Source organism: Streptomyces luomodiensis, assembly GCF_031679605.1.
Lineage (GTDB): Bacteria > Actinomycetota > Actinomycetes > Streptomycetales > Streptomycetaceae > Streptomyces > Streptomyces luomodiensis.
The window spans coordinates 6,592,859-6,611,680 of sequence record NZ_CP117522.1 but is presented as its reverse complement, the minus strand read 5'-3'; the positions used below and the strand labels follow the sequence as shown (position 1 = coordinate 6,611,680).

Sequence of the window (18,822 nt, the reverse complement as noted above, 5' to 3'; positions counted from 1 at the left end):
GCGCCCCGCTGGGAGCCCGTCTTGCAGGCGTTCACTGCCGCTCCTTGGGCGGCACGGCGGTGACGTGGTACGTCACCGGGCCGAACTCGCGCCGCGCGGAGTAGTAGCCCTCACCGAGGTCTTCCAGCGGCACGCCGAGCAGTTCGGCGGCGGACGCAGCGCCCGCTCGGCGAGCGGCGGTGACGGTAGCGTTGACGCAGACGCCGACAGACGGGCGATACGGCACCAGGACCTCGGGGTTGTCGGCCATGAAGTCGGCCAGGGCCCGCAGTCCGGCGATGACCGCCGCACGGTCACCGGTTTTGATCACGTATTCCGGCATGGGTAGCCGCTCCTTTCGAGGGATGGATGGGTCAGAACTGGAGCTGTCCCAGGAAGCCGCCGAATCCGTCGAGGGCCGACTGAACGACCGGCGCGGCGGCGGTCTTGGCCAGCAGGAAGCCGAAGGCCCCGCAGAGCAGGACCACCGACCACCGCAGGTAGCGGATGTGGAGCAGGAACCAGATCAGGAGGCCAAGCAGGAGCACGGCCGACATGGACACGAGCACGGACTTCCCCTCTCATTCGTCGCGGTCAAGGCGTTCGAGGTGCACCGTGAACCCGCCGGCTCCATCGGCCAGAGCCGGGAGGTACGGGGTCAGGTGGGCGTACTCAGCGGCGATGGATTCGGCCTCTTCCTCCGAGACCAGGCGCGAACGGGCCCGCTCCCAGCCGTCCGCCGATGCCAGGACAGCCGTCCCCGCGTCTTCCGGCGCGATGGATTGAGCCGCTTGCAGCGCGTCCGGGTTGAGGTCCCCGAGCGTCATCTCCGCCGTACCGGGTCGGCCACGCGATGGCAGACCCGCCCGCCGAGCTGGGCCCGCAGAGCAGTGACGCCCGGCCCGAGATCGGAGCCGACTCGTTGCCCCGCGACGACGAGGTACACCCCGAGCGCCGCGCCGAGCTGAGCCAGCCGGACCAGCGCCGTGGCCGCCGCTTGCGCTTCGTCCTTCTCACTGCGACCGGCGATGAGGAACAGCTCGGCGATTTCGTCGACGATGACGACGATCGGCACGGGACGTTTGTCGTCGCAATGAAGTCCGTGCTTTCGGATCCCCCTGGGCTCACAGCAGCGGACTTTCGGAACGAACGCGAACATAGGCAACGTGCTTCGGCATCGCGATGGCCATGCGGTCCTGATCGACCTTGATGATTTCGTACTTGCCCCGCTCGCGGCCGTTCGCCGCCTGGGACAGCTACGCACTCGGACACTCCGCACGTCCCAAGGGGCTCTTCGAGTTCGCGTTCAGCCGGGCCCTTCGCCACCCGGAGTACTCACCGCCATGTCACGAATCGGCGCCGCACTCGCTAATGAATCGTGATGATCTAACCAGAACACCGCAGAAGGCTGAATAGCATCCCAACGCGGGACAGTATCCCCCGCCGTCTTTCTGCCGAAGTTCACGGATCAGGCCGATCCTTGCCGGTCATACCCCGTGGTGCGGGGGCCAGCGGTGGGACGAGGAGCAGGAGCGCTCTGCTCTTCCGGCTCGGTTGTCGGTTCTCGGAGGACGCCGGCCTTCGCGGAGATGTCGCGCAGGAGCGCGTCCCGCAGGGTGTGCAGCGTCGCGATCTTGGCGACAAGGAGTCGCGCCATGGCGTGCAGGGGATCGGCCATCGTGTGGAAGTCGGTGCGCGTGAACCGGTCCGGCCAGGTGACCTCCAGGCGCTTGAGGGCGCCTGCCGAGATTTCCCTGCCGTTCTGGCCCTGCGCAAGCCGCGTGATGTCGCTGCTCCTGCTCCTGAGTTCGTGAAGCAGCCACCAACCGTCCTCGTCCTCATGAGGTCGTACGGCCACGACGCCTCTGAGAGGTGTTGCTGGTCGGCTCGGCACAGCGATGTGTGCGCCGTCGGAACGGGTGCTCAGCATCAAGGTGCCGGGAGGATGTGCGTCGCCCTCGTTCGCTGGCCTGCTCAGACGGAATCTCTGGACGTGGGGCACGGGGAGGTCGTAGAGATCTCTGGGGGCGATGACATCGGTTACATCGGTGGTGGGTTCTGCGGGCAACGGGGGAAGCGAGCGTTCGGAACCTTTGCCCGTCTTCGGTTTGGCGACTTTCGCGAGCGGTCGTGTCTCCCACGGCGGAATCGCCGACGCCCAGTCGTCATGGAGAGCGTCGGCCAGTTCAACCGCCTTGCGGGCGGTCTCCTGGTAGAGGGCGGTCATCCCCTCGATGAGGCCGAATGCCCGGTGGTATGCGGTGACGACGTCTGGCGGAGGCAGCGGAAACAGCATGCGGTGGAGGGTGCCGAGGCTGATGGTGGGCTCGACATGTGCCGTCACGTCCTCGTCGATATGAGCCTTCGCCGTGGGTGTCTGTAGCCAGATACGCAGCCACCGCACTATGTGCGGCTCAGCTCGGATGATGCCGATCGACCTGGTTGCTGTACATCCCGCGTGCTCGGCAGTGACCAGTGCGGAATCGCCCACCCGCCGGACGAGTACGACGGCCAGGTCGCCCTCCTTGAGGGTTGCCCTGCTGGGCGCGGAATTGCCCGGCCGACACTCCTTGGCCCTGGGCGAGAGGATCCTGCCGTTCTGGACGAACGTCGAGCTGACGACTCCTGCAGTCTGTTCGGCGGCCGCGTCGTCGAGGAAACCGGAGGTGGTGTAGATGCGCCTGCGGATCCGCTCGATTTCGATGGAGGTCGTCTGCCAAGCCGCTCTACCCGAGTCGACCTGGTCGGCATTGGCTTCCATCAGATCTCCTCCAAGACGTCCAGCAGTCGGAGCTCCAGGTCGCGCATCTGCTCAAACTGATCGGCCAGTTCGAGCTTGAGCTGCTCGACCCGGCTCCGTGTGTCCCGCTCGGGGCTGGGAGGCTCCACGGCGTACGAGGTCGGCATCAGGCTGTACTCGCGATCGGCGATCTCCTCGGTGGAGCAGCTTCGGGACCAGCCGGCCGCGTCGTTGTACGGCGCGACCGCAGCACCGTCCTCGGAGAGGCCACGCCAGGCCGCCAGGGTGGTCAGGATCAATGCCGTGTTCTTGTCGCCCAGCCTCCGTGCTCTCGACTCCGGGACCGGTTCGAAGGCTCGCCGCGCGTTGACGAAAAGCACCTGCCGGCGACGGTCCAGGGCACCCCAGCCGGGGCGCGCGCTCTTGTTCCTGTTGAGCACCCACAGACAGGCGGAGGCTTTGGTGTGGCCGAAGACGCGAGGTGGCAGAGCGATCACGCACTCGACTAGATCGTCGCGCAGGAGGCGTTCGCGGAGCCTTCGAGGGACGGGCTGTCTGCTGTTGGCCACGCTGTCGGCCATCAGGAAGACAGCCCGTCCGGCTGGAGCCAGCGCGTGCGCGATGTGCTGAATCCACGCGGAGTTGCCGGACCCTCGGGACGGCGGTTCTTCCGGCCACCGGGGATCGACAGGGACCGGGCGGCCCGACCAGGGGGAGCCCTGATCCGTCTTGTCCTCCGGCGCCCAGTCGCGCTGGTTGAAGGGAAGGTTGGCCAGGACGATGTCGTAGGGCTCGGCTTCGGGCTCCGCCAGGCTGTCCCCGGGCGGGAAGACGTGAGCCATGATCCCCCGCACCGCGAAGTTCATGCGGGCCACCTGCGAGGTATGGGCGTGCTGTTCCTTTCCATGCAAGGACATGGTCGGGTTCAGCTCAACGCGTTCGCGGACATAGCGGTGACTCTCGACGAGCAGTCCCCCTGAACCGCAAACCGGGTCCAGCACTCTGTGCCGGTCGCGGGGGACGGCCGCACCGACCATCAGACGCGCCATGTCACCCGGCGTAAAGTAGTGGCTGCCGTCTGCCTGGTCCGCCGAGAGATCACGGAGGCAGTGGTCGAGCAGGGGCCCGACCCGCTGAGTGGAGCCGATGGCCTGGACGAGAGCGTGCAGTGGTCCTTCGGAACCAGGGGGCGGAACGGGCATCAGGCTCTTCGTGTCCACCTCTGCGCTCTGTTCGTCCGCTGCGGGAAGCCAGTGGCTCAGACACTTGCTCACGGCAGCGCGGATACCCGAACCGCGCCCTGCTGGCTGACCCAGCAACCACGCCCATGTCGGTACGCCGGTGCCGGGAGCGGCGTGCGCGGTCCGGCTCAGGTACAGCAGCCCGAGGACGAGGCGAGTCGCGTCATGGGTGTTCATCAGCCGCGAGAGGTGCGTGCGGTGTCGGCGCACCTTCGCGAGCACTTCGTCTAGCGAGGAGGGACCCTCGGCCTGCACGTGTCCTCCAAGGGCACCCACGTCACTCACGAGCCCACCACACCCAGGGCGCCCATGACCACGACAAGGAGCGTCAGGGAACCGGCGAAGGTCAATGCTCCGGTCTTGAAGGCCGCCGTGGGACGCCCTCCCTCGACGACGGTCACGACGCTGCCGACCAGCGCGGCGACAAGCGCCGCGAGGACCGCGATGATCACGTACATCAGCCTCAGCTGCACGGGTTTCCTTCCTGAGGTCGGGGGATCTTCCCAGTGGACGAGTGAGCCGGTGATCCCGGCTTCAGGAAGGACAGTAGAAGACGCAGGCCACGCGCTGCGGGGTGCACGCCATTTGGGATTTTCTTAGGAATGCGCCCGGAGTTCAAGCACTTTCGTCGAGTGCACGTCGTTTGGGATTCAAGACAGCGAGTTGGTGAGGCGGTATGTCCGGGCCTTCGACTCACGATCCGGATGGGTAGGCGAAAAAGCCTTGACCCAGATCAGTCGGCGCTCTGCGCAGGTACTGCGTCCAGGACACCTCGACGATGCCGTCCCATGACCACCAAGGCGGCCTGGTGCGAGCCGCATCCCACCTACGCCGCGTCAGCCGCCTCCAGGCCCACCAGGCAGCCGTGCTGATGCGCACGATCTCAGCCATGGGGCGGGGCACGTTCTCGTCGAGCAGCAGTTTCAAGCGATGCCCTGCCGGGGCTCGCTGCTGCCATAGCTGTCGACGTGCTCGCAGCGCGGTCGGGCTCGGCCAGATGGATGGTGTCCGGGTCCGCGACGAGTTTGTACGAGGAGAGGTGCTCCCACTCGCCGAGGTCTTCCCGGCGGGTGTTCAACGCGCTCGCAGGAGTCGCTACAGGAAACGCTACGGGCCGGCACACGTCCGTGGCATTTTCGGCCACCCACCGGCGGCGCCCGTATACGCGGCGTAACCTCACGGGCATGGGAGCATCAGCATCCGGTGCAGGTCAGGACTGCGACGAGGAGGCGCGGCGGCGGCTGAATGCGTATACCTACCTCAGCGCGCCCGAGCGGCTGGAGCATGTCGCGATCATGCGGGTCTTCTGCGGAACGCTGCTGGCGGATCTGGCCGTCCCGGACATCATGGCGAAGCTACGCCAGAGCGGTGGTTCCGCCGCGGGGCTCGACGCCGACACTCTCACGGTCCGGCTGGAACAGTTGGTGACCTGGGGAAACCTGCTGCGCAGCAGCCACACCGTGAAGGCGTCCAGCATCAGCGAGTACCAGCGTTCCCGCTCGCGCTACCAGCTGTCGAAACTAGGCGAACGCATCCAGCGGGACGCCGACGGGGTCCTGGCCGAGGCCGACGCCGCCCGCGAGGTGAGCAACGAACTGCTGGGCCTGGTCGAGCGCGGCCTGCGGGAGCTGGCCGACCTCGTGACCACGCCGGGCGGCATCGAGCCGCAGAACGGGCTGGAGCGGATCAGCACGCTGTTCGTGCAGTTCAGCGAGTTCGCGGACTCCATACGCGACTTCTACGCCTACCTCGGCCAGGTGCTGTCCCGCTACGACCTGGACAGCGCCGAGTACCAGGGCTTCAAGGAACTGCTCCTGGACTACGTCGAGGCGATCACCGAGGACGTGGCGTTCCGCGCGCCCCGCATCTCGGCGGCGCTGGACACCCTGTGGCCGCACATCCCGGCTCTGCTGGACCGGCTGGACGCCCACGCCCAGGGGCTCACCGGGCTGTCGGCGCAGGGCGAAGGCCGCCTGGAGGTCCGGGTGCAGCGCAGCCGGGGACGCGAGCTCGCGGACTGGGAGGGCCTGCGCGGCTGGTTCAGAGACACCGACGGTCAGGGCAGCCAGGTCGAGCAGTTGCGGGACGCCACCCTGCGAGCGTTGCAGTCGCTGCTCGCCAACGCCAAGCGGATGCTGCGGTCGGCCACCGGGGAGATGTCCCGGCGCAAGGATCTGCTGCGGCTGGCCCGCTGGTTCGACGAAGCGGCACCGCAGGACGCACACGACATAGCCGTCGCCGCCTTCGGACTGTACGGCGCCCGCCATCTGGGCATACCCCCGGCCACCGACGAGGTGGTGCCCGCCTACACGAGCTGGTGGACCGGTCCGGTGGTCGAAGTGCCGGTGGCCCTGCGGGAGAGGGGCAGCCGTGCCCAGCGGGGCCGGGCCTCCGCGGTGGAGGACCACTCCGCGCAGAAGGAGCGGCTGCGGGAGGCCGCCCGTCAACGGGCGACGGCCAGGGCAGCGGCAGCGGACGAACTGCGCAGCGCATCGGGTCGGTTCGCCGTCGTGCGACTCACCTCGGCTGCGCTCGGGCTGCTCCTGGAGCTGCTGGCGACGGCACTAGGAAACGCTCAGCTCAGGAGGCGCACCGGCGCGGACGGGGAGGGGACAGCGGGGTTCGACCTGGACTCGGCGAGCAGCGAGGACGCTGAACTGGGTATCCGGCTCACCGTGCGCCGGACGGAGGGCACCCGGACGGTGCTGGACTCGGCAGACGGCGACCTGCTGCTGGACGATTTGGAGTTGAAAATCGGTCGTATCTCGGCGGCGGCCGACGGTGAAGCGGAGGCGGAGGTGAGCGTGTCATGACCCTTCCCTCCACTCACGACGTAGCCCTAGCAGCCGAGCGTCGAACCGCCGCCCGGCTGCTGCTCGCCCATCCCCTAGTCGCGGCCGACGGCCCGCATGCCGACCTCTTCCCTCTGATCCGCAGGCACGCCGACTGGCTGGGCAAACGGTTCCAGCAGGTGCTCGGCTACCGCCTGCTGGTCGACAGCTCCTTCGCCCGGCTGTTCAAGGCGGGGCTGGGGGCGGGATCGGGACACCGGCTGGAGCGCTCCACCGGCACGCCCTTCACCCCGCACACGTACGCCTGCCTCGCGCTGGCCCTCTCCGTGCTGGTGACCGCGCCCGAGCAGATGCTGCTGTCGCACCTGGTCACCGACATCAGGGCGGCTGCCGCCGACGCGGGGATCGAGCTGGAGGAGACGGGCCGGGCGGCCGGGAAGCGAACCCTGGTAGCGGCTCTGCGCCAGCTCGTCGAGTGGGGCGTCCTCATCGAGACCGAGGGCCAGGTGGCCGCGATCGCGCAGGAGGCGGGCGGGGAGGCCCTGATCACGGTGGACCGGGAGCTGGCGCGCGTGGTCGTCGCCGGCCCGCTCGCACAGGCTCGGGACGGCGCCGACCTGGTCCGACGGGCAGCGGACCCGGGGTTCAGCGGGCCGCGTACCTATGTACGCCGAATGCTTGTCGAGACACCTGTCGTCCACCTCGACGAGCTGACCGACGCCGAGCGCGACTGGCTGCGCACCCGGCAGCGCCGGGAAGGCCAGGCTTTCTCCGAACTCCTGGGCCTGGAGATGGAGATCCGCGCCGAAGGCGTAGCGCTGGTGGACCCCGAGGAGGAGCTGACGGATCTGCACCTGCCGGGCACCGGGACCGTCGCACAGGCCGCGCTACTGCTGGTGGAACGGCTCGTGGAGCGGCTTCGGCCCCAGGAACCGGGGCATCCGGCGACCGGCGGAACGCTCGTCATCGGGGTGGCTGTCCCGGACGGCCTGGTGGACGAGGTGCTCGCCGGGCTCATCGCCGAGTACGGGCAGCGCAGCAACTGGCAGCGCGGCTACCTGGAGGACCTCCCCGCCCTGCGGGAGGCCGTGCTGGACATGCTGGTCCGCATGCGGCTGATGGCCCGCGCCGGGCGGCTGCGCGCCGAGGGCGAAGGGCTGCCGGAGGGGTACGTCGAAGAAGTGTCGGAAGGACGCACGGTGACCGATGTCCATGGCGCACGGCCCGGCGGCGACGGCTGGGTGCTGCTGGCCGCGGCGGCGCGCTACGCCACCCTCGTGACCGTGCGCCCCGCTGCGACAGCGCGCCAAGGAACCGACGTGCAAGAGGAGTTACCGCTATGACCACCGACGCGCGTGGCCTCGTTCCGCTGCCGCGTTCCGGCCCCGCGACAACCGCCGCCCCCGCGACGACCACCGGCACCCGTTTCCGGCTGCACCGGGCGGGCATCCAGAACGTCTGGCAGTACGACACTCAGGAGTTCTCCTTCGGCGATGGACGGCTGCTCCTGCGCGGCAAGAACGGCGCGGGCAAGTCCAAGGCCCTGGAGATGCTGCTCCCGTATCTTCTGGACGGCGACTCCCGGGCACTGGACGCGACCGGCACCGGCCGCACCACTCTCGCCTGGCTGATGCTGGACGGGTTCGAGCAGACCAACCGTCTCGGGTACCTGTGGGTGGAGTTCCGGGGCACGACCGACGACGGCAGCCACCGTTTTCTGACGCTCGGTGTCGCCATCCGTGCCTCGAAGTCGACGCAGAAGGCGCTGCCGACGTTCTTCGTCACCTCCCTGCGGGTCGGTGAGGACCTGCACCTGGTCGAGAGCGGAAAGCCGCTGCCGGTCGACCGGCTCAAGGAGATTGTCGGCTCCGACAACACGACCGAGCGGGCGGTCAGGCACCGCTCCCGAGTGGCCCGGGACCTGTTCGGCATCACCGACGCGACGCGCTACCGCAACCTCACCCAGCTCCTCCACCGGCTGCGGCGCCCCACGGTCGGGGACCGCATCGAGCACGGGGGCCTGGCCTCCCTGCTCAGCGAGACCCTGCCGGGGCTCGACGAGGACGTGGTCGAGCAGGTGGCACGCAACCTCCACGACCTCGACGCCGTACGAGACGAACTCGGCCGCCTGGAACGCACCGACACAGCACTGCGCACGTTCCTCACCAGTTACCGCGGCTACCTGGCCGGCGTCCTGCGCGCCTCCGCGCAGCGAGTGAGCCACGAGCTGGGCGTCCTCGCACAGCGGCGCCGGGCGGCCGGAGACGCCGCACAGCGGACGAGCGACCTGCGGACGCAGGAGCACGAGTCAAAGGGCCGGTTGGAGACCCTGCGCGACGAGGAACAGGCCGCCCGGACCGACCTGGCCGCCCTGCACGCCAGTCACGCCTACCGCAGCCTGCGCGAACTGTCGGAGCGCCGCGGCACGGTGGAGGCGCTGCGCACCGCCGCCGTGGCCGCGTTCACCACCCTGCGCAACGCCCACGACACGGAGGAGAGCACGGCGGAACGGCTGGCCGAAGGGGTCGACCATCTCGGGAGTCGGCTGGCCGAACTTGGCACAGAACACCGGGAGTTGCTGACACACGCGGAGAAGGCTGGGCTTCCCACCGGCCATCTCGGCGAGACGGTGGCCCTGTCACGCACGGTCCTCGCCCCGGCCACCGAGACGGAGCTGACGACTCCGGACGGGGAGACGCGCACCGTACGGCACCAGTCGGCGGCCCGGGCAGACACGGCCACCACACAGGAAGGACTGCGGTCCTGGCAGAACCAGCTGGAGGATGCCGAGACGGTCGCGAAAAACCGGGCCCGGATGGTCCAGGAAGTGACCCGCCTCATCTCACGGGCCGACGCGGCCCGCGCCGGAGCGGCTCAGGCCGATGCCGAGCGGGAACGGCTGGAGGGCGAGGCGGAAGAGGCCGCCGGCCGTCGCGACGTCAGCTGCCAGAAGGTCGCCGAGGAGAGCGGCACCTATGCCCGCCGCGTCGCTGAGTGGGCGGCGCACACGCGGGCCGCGTTGGGGCCCGACTGCCCGCCGCTGGACACCGTCCATTCCACGGTCGGCCACGAGACCTCCGCCGAGGCGCCGTTCGCGGACCGCACGCTGCCACCCGACATCGACAGCCAGGCGTGGCGAACCGCTCAGGCCGCACTCGAACCGTACGGCGAGGAACTCACCGGACGCCGGGACGCACTGGCGCTCAGCGTCGGCCGACTCGATGAGGAACTCGACCGCCTGACGGAGCGGAAGCGGGACTGGGAGCAACGTACCGACCCTGAGCCGTCGGCCCCGCACCATCGCGTCGCCGAGAGGACGCCGGGCAGCGGAGCCCCCTTCTACCGCCTCGTGGACTTCGCGGACGACCTGGCACCGGCCGACCGGGCCGGTCTCGAAGGGGCGCTGGAAGCGAGCGGAATCCTGGACGCGTGGGTAAGCGCGGACGGCGTCCTTCTCGACCCCCGCACCCGGGACACCCTCCTCCAACCCAGTCCCGTGCTGTCGGACGGACCGACTCTCGCCTCGGCCCTGCGCCCAGCCCCTGAACCGGGGTGCGGCGTGACGTCCGCGCGCGTCGAGCGTCTGCTGGCCTCGATCGCGCTCACACCGGCAGCGCAGAACTCCGCACACAACGCGGTGTACCACGACGGCAGTTGGCGTCTGGGCGTGCTCAGCGGCCGTCACGACAAGGGCGGCACCGAGTACGTGGGGGCCGCCGTACGCGCCGAGACCCGGCGGCGCATCCTCGCCGAGCTGGAGCAGCGGATCACGCAGACGCAACAGCGGCTGGCCGACGTCCGCGAGGAACTCGCCGTAACCGATGCCATGCGCCGGGCTCTCACACTCGCGGAACGGGACTTCCCCCGGGCGCAAAATCTCGCGACCGCATGGAACAGGACCGAATCAGCCGAGAGGACCCTACGTGACCTGACCACAAAGGCGACCCGGGCGGCACGGCAGGCCGAGGAAGCCCGTGCTCTCGCGGTATCGGCGCGTGCCGAGGCGGACGCCACCGCGACCGCTCACGACCTGCCCAGCGACCCCGATGCCTTGGACCGCGTACGCACCGCACTGGCTGCCCTGCTCAGCGGTGTCGGGCAGCTACGCAGGGCGGTCGGCGGCACGGGCGAGCGGCTCGGCGCGAATCAGACGGACGCCGAACGGTACGAACGTGCCCGAGAGGATCGCCTGGCCGCGGAGGAGAGCTACCGGGTCCACCTCACCGGACTGCGCACCGCTGAGCAGGACCTGCGGACCCGCGAGGAGGCCATCGGGTCGTCCGAGGAGGAAATCCTCACCCGCGAGCAGGAAACCAAGCAGCGCATCGCTAGCGCCGTCCGCGCCCTGCCTGGGGCGCAGCGAGCCCGCGATGACCTCCACGACCTGCGCATACGCGCGGAAGAGGACGAGAAGCGGCTGCGCGGGACCCTGGCGGACCAGGAGACGGCGGTCATCGACACCGGCAGCGCTCTTCGCCGTGCACTCGGCCGACCGGAGGTGGTGCTCGGCGCCGGCCTTGACCGGTCCTCGCTGCCCGAGTACGTGTCGGACAATCCCAGCGTGGACGTCCGCAGCCGTCTGCGCGCGCTGCGGGCCCTCGCCGGGGCCGTGGAGCAGGCACTCGGCCGTCCGAAGGGCGAGGTATCGGACAGCACCCTGCTCAACCGGCACACCGATCTGCGCGACCAACTGGCCGGCGGGTTCGACGCGCAGCTGGAGGAACGCGACGGGATCAAGGTCTGCCGACTGGTCGACGACCACGGGTCCCATGACGTCGCGGCCGTCGGCGAGCGGATCGCGGTCCAGGCTGCGGAGGCCCGGGGACGGCTCACCGAACGCGAGCGTGAGGTGTTCCAGCGGTTCCTGACCGGCGAACTCGGCGACCACCTCTCGGCACAGGTCATCACCGCGGCGAACCTGGTCGCGGCTCTCAACGACACCCTGCGGACCGTGCGCACCTCCCACGGTCTCGGTGTCGAGCTGCTGTGGAAGCTGGACGAGGACGTGGACGCGGACGTCCGGGCAGCCGTGGACCTGCTGCGCAGTCCGTCGAGCCTCCGGACGCGCGAGGAGACCGAGCAGCTCCGCGAAGTACTGCAACGCCGGATCGAGGACGCCCGACGCACCGACCCGTCAGCCGGTTACGCCGCCCATCTGCGGACTGCCCTGGACTACCGCGACTGGTTCCGTTTCCACACCTTCGTGGTTGAGGACGCCGCCCCTGGCCGCCGTAGGAAGCTGACCGGCCGGACCGGACTCAGCCAGGGCGAACAGCGGGTCCTCTCCTACCTCGTGCTCTTCGCCGCGGCCGCCGCCCACTTCACGAGCCTCGCCGAGTCGACACCGCACGCGCCACGCCTGATCCTCCTGGACGACGCCTTCGCCAAGGTCGACGAGCCGACCCATGGCCGACTGGGTCGTATCCTCGTCGACCTCGATCTCGACTTCGTCCTCACCAGCGAACGGCTCATGGGCAACTGGCCCGAGGTGCCATCCCTGCACATCTACGAATGCCTCCGCGACCCCCATATGCGCGGGGTGGCCACCCTGCACTACACCTGGAACGGTCGGCACCGGCGTCTGGTGTCCGTATGAGCGGGCTGCCCCCCGCGACGCGCGACTGGCTGACGGGACCGGGACTCACCCGGCTCTGGGAGGGCATACGCAAACGCCTGGAGAGCAACGGTGTACAAGCCACCGGTTCGCTCCGGCTGGCCGCGCTGAACACCCAGGAACGCAACGACCTGTCCCTCCTCCTGGGCAAACCCCTCACCAGTGCCGCCGTGACCGTACGGCTCGACGTGCTCGACGCACGGCTGCGCGCCTCGGCCGCCGGACTCGGTCTCAGGGACACCCTGGAGGAACTCGGCCCGCCCCTCACCGACCGCCGTGCCGCCCGCGCGGACGCGACGGCACGGCGGGATCAGGTGTGGTCGTCCCTCGCGTCGTCCCTGGACGCCTCCCCGCTCGCCGGCCAGGAATGGCCCAGACGGTGGTACGACCTGTTGCGCCGGGCCGGGATTCCAAGGGGAGTGACGCCCGATGCGGCGATCCGGACATTCCAGCAGGCGGTCCAAGTCCTCACCGTTCTCCTCGGTCCTGAACGTAGCGGCAACGCCCTCGGCCGAGGAGAACTCGCCGCCATGACGACCGGCTCAGCGCACGGCCTGGACGACGGCACTTGGCTCGCACGCCTCGTCCAACGCGGTGTCGCCCTCGCCCATGGCACCGAGCTCCCCGACGACGCGGCCGGCCGACGCGCTCTGTGGCGGCTGGTGTCCGTCACACCGGACGAGGTCTCCAGCACAGTGCTGACCTACGGGCTGCGCCCCGCCGGCGAAGGCTGGCGGGAGTGTGCCCTGCGGGAGCGGGCCAAGCATCACGCTGAAACGCACCTGACGCCGCGCGACCTGCACTCCCTGCGGCTGCGTCTCCCTGCCGGAACGCTCATCCACATCTGTGAGAATCCGCGCGTGGTGGAAGCCGCGGCAGACGCGGCCTGCGTCCGCCCCCTCGTGTGCACGTCCGGCAGCGCCGCCACAGTGGTCGTCACGCTTCTTGACGCCCTCGCCGCCACAGGCTGTCGCTTCGCCTACCACGGCGACTTCGACTGGCCAGGGATCGTTCTGGCCAACCGGGTCATCCGCCGCTACGACGCCGTGCCGTGGCGCATGGGCACCGCGGATTACGAGCACCTGGTCGCTCGCAGCCAGGCTGAGGGCATCCCTCAACTGGCGCTCGACGGCCGGCCGGTCAGCGCGGACTGGGACTCGGATCTCGCCCCTGCCATGACGGCCCTCGGCGTCGCACTCCATGAGGAGGCCACTCTCGACCTTCTGGTGGACGACCTGTCACGTCAGAGGTAGCGGCGGCGCCATGCTGGGCGCTGGGAGCCACCTGGGAAGCCGGCCCGCTCCCCAAGCCCCTTCGACACCCGCCGAGACCACCCGGCGGTCTGGATCACCAGCTCACCGCCCATCGAGGGTTCGGTACATCCCCATGTACCGGGTCCTTCGCCGGGGGCACTTCGCACGAGGTGCCGAAAGACCCCGGCACCAGCCAGGACGCTGGGTGCGGGGTCTCGTCGTATGCGCAGCCGGATGCAGCACTGGGCCACTGTTTGTCAGCGATCGTGGCGTATTCGTGGCAGGGATCTTGGGCCGTTTCCGCAGGTCAGCACCCCGAAACAGGGAAGGCCCCTGCGCTCCACCAACGGAACTTCGATCTGGCGGCTGGCGACCTCCTGCCTGCGGGACAAGCACTTCGCACGTTCACGGCCACGGTGACGGCCAGGGACGAGGACCACTTCCTCCCCGGCGACCGTCCCAGCTCCCAGGTGCGGCGTCCGACGATCACCCTCCGCGCCGATACCCGCGTCGGTCTCGCGGTCGGCACGGAGGTGAAGTCCCCCGTCCGGCCCCGTCTCCCGGCGGCTCCCGGAAACGCCAGCACCCCTGGGCGAGCAAGGTGTGCTGTCGTACGCCAGCCTGGCCCACGGTTCCGGCCCGCTGCACGGACGCGGTCCGCTCCCGTCTCACCGGCCGCCACCTGACCAGCATCACCGTGAACACCGCCAACCGCCTCCAGGGCCGCGAGTTCGACGTCACCCTCGTCTAGCACCCGCTGTCCGGCCGCCAGGACGCCTCCGCCCTCCACCTGGAGACGAGCCGCATGTGCGTCCTGCTGTCCCGACACCGCTTCGCCTGCATCATGGTGGCCCGCGCCCGCATCCTCGACCTGCTGGACCGGCACCCGCGGAGGCCTCCGCCATCGTCAGTGCTGCCGATGAATGGCGGAATTCCTGCCGGTTGTGGAGCTTCTCGTCACATCGTCTCAGTCGGTGTCGCTCTCACCGCACTCATGGCCGGGTTCACCGGCGCGGCTGATGGACTCAGCTCTCCGTCCACAGTCTTTTCATCAGCTGCCGCCTGTCGTCGGGAGCCGGAACTCTCCGAAAGACGCCGGGAGACACCCGGTGAATGCAATCGACCCCATACCGGTGCAGCAACTGAAGTTCCCGCTCGGCGGGCGGATCAGGGAGCAGAACCGCAAGCCGGTCCGCAGGACGCGGACTGTGCGGGGCGTAGTCCAGCAACTGGGAAAGGGCTTCACGCACGTACGCGTGCTCGATGCGGCTCTTGGCTTCGATCACCTCCACGCTGTCAGGTCCCTGTATGTAGATGTCACAGAGGCCGGCTGGAGAGCGGAAGCGCCCAGCTGCGACGGTGAGCGTGGCGCAGAACTCCGTGACCAACGGTTGTTCCTCACGCCTGTAGAGGGTCGTCGCCGCCGCACGCTCGTAGCTGACGACCGGCGTGTGCTGCTGTTCCAATTCGGTCCGCTGAACCGGGAGCGGATCACGGGCAGGCGGATTCTCGACGCCGAGTTGCTCCAACAGCGTCCTGGTGGTTATGCGCAATCCCTCAATGACAGCACGCGCTTTGTCACCTTCGAGCACCAACTGTCCTGGAAATCCATAGTTTTTTGAATATCCGATCAGTTCAGCTAGTTCCTCGTATGGAACCTCAGCTGGGACGAAGTCCCGCAGGCTGTAGACGGTATGCCAACTCTTGCCTCCGGGCGATGGCGGCCAGAGCGTATCGGCCACCTCGCGGTTGACGAAGATGACGCCGACTTCTCCTACAGCAAGTACTTTCTTCGCCCCAGTGAACAGAGCCACGTCGCCTGTACGAACGCTGGACATGGCCTTGTCATGAGTCGATGTGGCACCCCAGAAGCGGGCCACACCTGCGGGATGAAGGCGACTGAGCTGCTCAAGTTGTCGAGGCAACAGATGTCTCGTCAACTCCACGCCATGAAAGGACACTTCCCGCTCAAGTGTGTCGTGCCAATGTCTACGCGACTCCTTGCTTCCGTATGCCGGACACACGAGCACTCGCGCTCCGAAGTCGACGCCCGGCACGGAGCCCGCCACGCCCTGGATGAGGTCAGCCGCACACACGCAGTGATCATAAGCGTAGATCAGCTAATCATACTAGCCACCATAGTCTTCCAGTCATACTCCTCACCGAGCCAATCCCTCGTGTATACGGGCGAGTTGAGCATGGCCTTGCATCGGAGACGCTTCGGGCCGCTCGGGGAACGGCACGTTGCCAATGGTCCGTCCGCGCGCTGGCCAGCAGCGCTATCCACGCCGGCAGCGATTCTCACCCGGGGGCGACCAAGCGGACTCGGCCGCCCCACGCTTCGAGGTGGGCGTCGGCCAGGTCCGCACCGACCTGCGCGAGTTCATCTGTAGCTCCTGCTGGCCCCGCCCACGACGGTGAGAGGTGTTCAACCTGTACGCCGGTAACTGCCCTTGCACGGCCAACGACTCGACTAGCCGGGAACCTTCCAGCCGGAGATGTCTGCGACGAACTCCTGGTAGGAGCGATTCGACCCCTTGGGCTCCACGAGCAGTCCGTGCGTCAAAGCCCTGGATACGATCTCAGGCCCATCGCTCTCCCTGAAGCGTGGACTGGTGAGAAGGCCCTCGAGGTCCTCCTTGGGAGTCTGCCGACGCCCGCTGTCCTTCCCCTGCCACGTCGCCGGGATTTTCCACGAGGATCGATAGAGCGTAAATGCCTCCGGAAAGAGGAGGAGCCACGCTTCGGACTCTGCGGCAGCAAGCGCGTAGACAGAGGAGGAAGCACCGGCCGCCTTCGCCAGCGCATTCGATACGGACTTCCGTGCAGAGTCATAGGCGGGTCCAGGGCAGGCGTCCATGTCCTCGTGAACAGCGATGCCCACGAACTCGCTGGCCTTCAACCGGGCTTTGCCGCGCGCCTTGCTCACTAAGGTGCCCGCTGCCGTTGCCAGCTCGGCACCCGACTTCTTCCGCAACCGCACGGGGTCGGTTATCTCGGTAAGCGTGACGGTAGCCGCAAGCGCAGGGTGGGCGGCCTTTATGAACGCGGCCAGCATGCGGCGATCATTCGCACTTTCGCCTGCAAGCACAACCACACCCCGACTCAGGGACTTGGGTATCCGCCGGCGACTCACAGTTCGTCCTCCGTTAAGTCGCCACCCAGAACGCCGGAGAACCAGAGCTCACCAAGCGGCTGATCGCCTGTCTCTGCGACGATCGCCCGGACCTGATCGGTTGTCAGGGCGGGAATGATGGACGCACCGCCTTCGTCACGATCACACACGATGAACTCGTGCGGCTCCAATCGGTCGACGAGCGCTGGCGAGTGGGTCGCCACGATGAATTGTGTTCGTTCTGACGCTTCCCTCATTCGCTCCACAATGAGCTCAAGAGCTTGCGGATGCAGACCGTGGTCGATCTCTTCTACACACGTCAGCGCCGGAGGCCGGGGATCGTAAAGCATGGCCAGTAGCCCGAGAAGACGCACTGTTCCGAACGAGGCATCAGCGAGCGGAGTGGTCCGACGCAGGCCGTGTTCATGAAGCACCACAGCAAGTCGATCCGCATAGCCCCCGACCTGCTCGAATTCGATGGCATCCAGTTGCGGAAGGATACGGCGGGCGTCTCGCGTCAACAGCTCCCAGCGCTCCTCATCCGTACTGAGTTGGATGAGAAACGCCGCCAGGTTCTCAGCATGGGACTCCAAGCGATCAGCCTTGATCGAGCGGGCACGCGTCGGCTGTCGAGCAGCGGTAACGTTCACATCGAAAACCCTGAAAGATGACAAACGGTTTGCTACTCTCGCAACCTCTTCCCCGCCGTCCGAACGCCCCAATCGGGGCAGGGTGGACAGACCGCTACTCAACCGCTGGATACCGAAGCTACCCCCATCCGACTCGCGACCGGCTTTGTCGTCTACAACGCGGGCTTCGTCCCCAGAAATGGTGATGCGACGGCCTCGACCCCGTGTCCGCTTGAACTGGAAACTCTCCTGGCGTGACAAGGTGTAGGAGTCTCGGCTACCAGGCATGGAACGCCTGCGAATGGTCAGCGAGTACTCGTCCGGAGCTTTGATACTCGCATGCGTCGTCCAGTCCGCTTTGAGGCGGATCACCATGGATGTCGGCGGTTTGTCCCCACCCCAGAAAGCCACCTCGTCGAAGCCACCGCGCTCGTCGAGTGCAGGCTGGAGGTCAGTACGGATGATTGCGGCAAGGAAGTCGAATACCTTCAGTACGTTCGACTTTCCCACTCCGTTGGGGCCCACCAGGACGGTGAGCGGACCGAGTGGGATGGTCACGTCGCGAAGGCTTCGGAAGTTTTCGACGTGTAGTTCCAGAAGGCGGCCGGGCATGGGACGAACCTATCGGGTAGCTGATCGCCGGGTGGCGTACATGTCCTGAGTGGACAGCGTCGAGCCTGATGCGCTCTTGGACCGTCCCAATTTGAGCAGAGCTCCGCAGTGCCAGCGCATCGCCCAGGGGCGGTCCGCAGTATTGGTCCGCAGGCAGCACGGCCGAGCAACCTCCTTCGCAGCTGTTGTCACACATGGTCTGCGCAGCAGGGAACGGCTGTAGCGATCTCCCCAACAGCAACAGCCAGTAGTGCAGCGTAGACGGTGCAACTGACACGGGCACCCGCCTCTGCGAAACGTCGAAGGCCGACTGGTTCGCCGGGGGAAGGACGTGAACGACGGTGTCGCCAGGGGACGGCACACGTCACCTTCGCATCCGCCCCCTCGCACGCCAGTTCACAGCGCAACCCGGCGCCTTCGTCGAGTCCCTCACCATCATCAAGATCTGAGTGGGGCGAGGCACACCGTGGCCCGCCCGCCCGGTTCCATGAAGGGCTCGACTCCACCCAAAGGGCGGCGATGTCAAGAGCTGGTTCACCTTTCAGGGTTCGTTGCCAGCCGCATCTGTTCCGCGGCGGCGAGGGCTTGCCAGAACCAGCGGAAGCCGGCGGCGCTGCGTGCCTCTCCAAAGCGGAAGTTCCAAGTGAGTGGTGACGTGGATCCCACTGCCCCGCAATCCACACTCTCCACGGACGGCTGGGGGTTTTGGCGAGCCGAGGACGCGGTTCAGGGGGACATCGCGTCCCTCAAAATGATCCGGCGGCGAGCAGCTGGTTCCGCTTCCGGCAAGTAGCCGTGCCGAATCTCCGCGAGGTGGTCTAGCGTGACGATGAGCACCGCTCCCACC

General features: G+C 67.9%; 12 protein-coding genes and 2 pseudogenes. 5 read left to right on the top strand and 9 right to left on the bottom strand.

The window, feature by feature from the left end:
- Positions 1–31 precede the first annotated feature (31 nt).
- From PS467_RS27915 to PS467_RS27890, 6 genes and pseudogenes are all read right to left on the bottom strand, one after another.
- Complete coding sequence (locus PS467_RS27915; RefSeq protein WP_311037550.1) at positions 32–322, bottom strand: hypothetical protein; 291 nt, start codon at positions 320–322, stop codon at positions 32–34.
- Between the two features lie 31 nt (positions 323–353).
- Positions 354–536: a hypothetical protein gene (locus PS467_RS27910; protein ID WP_432280641.1), complete on the bottom strand. Its 183-nt coding sequence runs from the start codon at positions 534–536 to the stop codon at positions 354–356.
- A 24-nt stretch (positions 537–560) separates the two neighbouring features.
- A pseudogene (locus PS467_RS27905) lies at positions 561–1,069 on the bottom strand (FtsK/SpoIIIE domain-containing protein); the annotation flags it as partial.
- A 378-nt stretch (positions 1,070–1,447) separates the two neighbouring features.
- Positions 1,448–2,740, bottom strand: coding sequence for a restriction endonuclease subunit S domain-containing protein (locus PS467_RS27900; RefSeq protein WP_311037548.1), 1,293 nt, complete (start codon positions 2,738–2,740; stop codon positions 1,448–1,450).
- Positions 2,740–4,215: an N-6 DNA methylase gene (locus PS467_RS27895; RefSeq protein WP_311037547.1), complete on the bottom strand. Its 1,476-nt coding sequence runs from the start codon at positions 4,213–4,215 to the stop codon at positions 2,740–2,742. Before PS467_RS27895 ends, PS467_RS27900 begins: the two co-directional genes overlap by 1 nt.
- A gap of 26 nt (positions 4,216–4,241) precedes the next feature.
- Positions 4,242–4,433 (bottom strand): hypothetical protein, encoded by a 192-nt coding sequence (locus PS467_RS27890; RefSeq protein WP_311037546.1) that lies wholly within the window; start codon positions 4,431–4,433, stop codon positions 4,242–4,244.
- Between the two features lie 711 nt (positions 4,434–5,144).
- Between PS467_RS27890 and PS467_RS27885 the strand changes: the two genes are divergently transcribed.
- From PS467_RS27885 to PS467_RS27865, 5 genes and pseudogenes are all read left to right on the top strand, one after another.
- A complete protein-coding gene (locus PS467_RS27885; protein WP_311037545.1) occupies positions 5,145–6,773 on the top strand; it encodes a TIGR02677 family protein in 1,629 nt (542 codons plus the stop codon).
- The gene (locus PS467_RS27880; protein WP_311037544.1) at positions 6,770–8,095 is read left to right on the top strand and encodes a TIGR02678 family protein; all 1,326 of its coding nucleotides are present in this window, start codon (positions 6,770–6,772) and stop codon (positions 8,093–8,095) included. Before PS467_RS27885 ends, PS467_RS27880 begins: the two co-directional genes overlap by 4 nt.
- On the top strand, positions 8,092–12,348 hold the full coding sequence (locus PS467_RS27875) for a TIGR02680 family protein (RefSeq protein ID WP_311037543.1): 4,257 nt from the start codon (positions 8,092–8,094) through the stop codon (positions 12,346–12,348). The genes PS467_RS27880 and PS467_RS27875 overlap by 4 nt, the downstream gene beginning before the upstream one ends.
- Positions 12,345–13,619 carry a TIGR02679 family protein gene (locus PS467_RS27870; protein ID WP_311037542.1) on the top strand — a complete coding sequence of 425 codons (1,275 nt, stop codon included), beginning with the start codon at positions 12,345–12,347 and terminating at the stop codon, positions 13,617–13,619. The genes PS467_RS27875 and PS467_RS27870 overlap by 4 nt, the downstream gene beginning before the upstream one ends.
- Before the next feature lie 652 nt (positions 13,620–14,271).
- A pseudogene (locus tag PS467_RS27865) lies at positions 14,272–14,520 on the top strand (AAA domain-containing protein); the annotation flags it as partial.
- 124 nt (positions 14,521–14,644) lie between these two features.
- On the opposite strand, the gene PS467_RS27860 reads toward PS467_RS27865, so the two are convergent.
- The 3 genes from PS467_RS27860 to PS467_RS27850 all read right to left on the bottom strand — a co-directional run bounded on the left by PS467_RS27860 (position 14,645) and on the right by PS467_RS27850 (position 17,975).
- A complete protein-coding gene (locus PS467_RS27860) occupies positions 14,645–15,457 on the bottom strand; it encodes a hypothetical protein (protein ID WP_311040118.1) in 813 nt (270 codons plus the stop codon).
- A gap of 635 nt (positions 15,458–16,092) precedes the next feature.
- Positions 16,093–16,677, bottom strand: coding sequence for a hypothetical protein (locus PS467_RS27855; RefSeq protein WP_311037541.1), 585 nt, complete (start codon positions 16,675–16,677; stop codon positions 16,093–16,095).
- 74 nt (positions 16,678–16,751) lie between these two features.
- Positions 16,752–17,975, bottom strand: coding sequence for an AAA family ATPase (locus tag PS467_RS27850; protein ID WP_311037540.1), 1,224 nt, complete (start codon positions 17,973–17,975; stop codon positions 16,752–16,754).
- Positions 17,976–18,822: the final 847 nt, after the last annotated feature.

What these genes read in the sequence shown, in the direction of transcription:
- PS467_RS27915 (WP_311037550.1), bottom strand. Translation starts at nt 322, where the DNA reads ATGCCGGAATACGTGATCAAAACCGGTGACCGTGCGGCGGTCATCGCC.
- PS467_RS27910 (WP_432280641.1), bottom strand. Translation starts at nt 536, where the DNA reads ATGTCGGCCGTGCTCCTGCTTGGCCTCCTGATCTGGTTCCTGCTCCAC.
- PS467_RS27900 (WP_311037548.1), bottom strand. Translation starts at nt 2,740, where the DNA reads ATGGAAGCCAATGCCGACCAGGTCGACTCGGGTAGAGCGGCTTGGCAG.
- PS467_RS27885 (WP_311037545.1), top strand. Translation starts at nt 5,145, where the DNA reads ATGGGAGCATCAGCATCCGGTGCAGGTCAGGACTGCGACGAGGAGGCG.
- PS467_RS27880 (WP_311037544.1), top strand. Translation starts at nt 6,770, where the DNA reads ATGACCCTTCCCTCCACTCACGACGTAGCCCTAGCAGCCGAGCGTCGA.
- PS467_RS27875 (WP_311037543.1), top strand. Translation starts at nt 8,092, where the DNA reads ATGACCACCGACGCGCGTGGCCTCGTTCCGCTGCCGCGTTCCGGCCCC.
- PS467_RS27870 (WP_311037542.1), top strand. Translation starts at nt 12,345, where the DNA reads ATGAGCGGGCTGCCCCCCGCGACGCGCGACTGGCTGACGGGACCGGGA.
- PS467_RS27860 (WP_311040118.1), bottom strand. Translation starts at nt 15,457, where the DNA reads ATGTCCAGCGTTCGTACAGGCGACGTGGCTCTGTTCACTGGGGCGAAG.
- PS467_RS27855 (WP_311037541.1), bottom strand. Translation starts at nt 16,677, where the DNA reads ATGCTGGCCGCGTTCATAAAGGCCGCCCACCCTGCGCTTGCGGCTACC.
- PS467_RS27850 (WP_311037540.1), bottom strand. Translation starts at nt 17,975, where the DNA reads ATGCCCGGCCGCCTTCTGGAACTACACGTCGAAAACTTCCGAAGCCTT.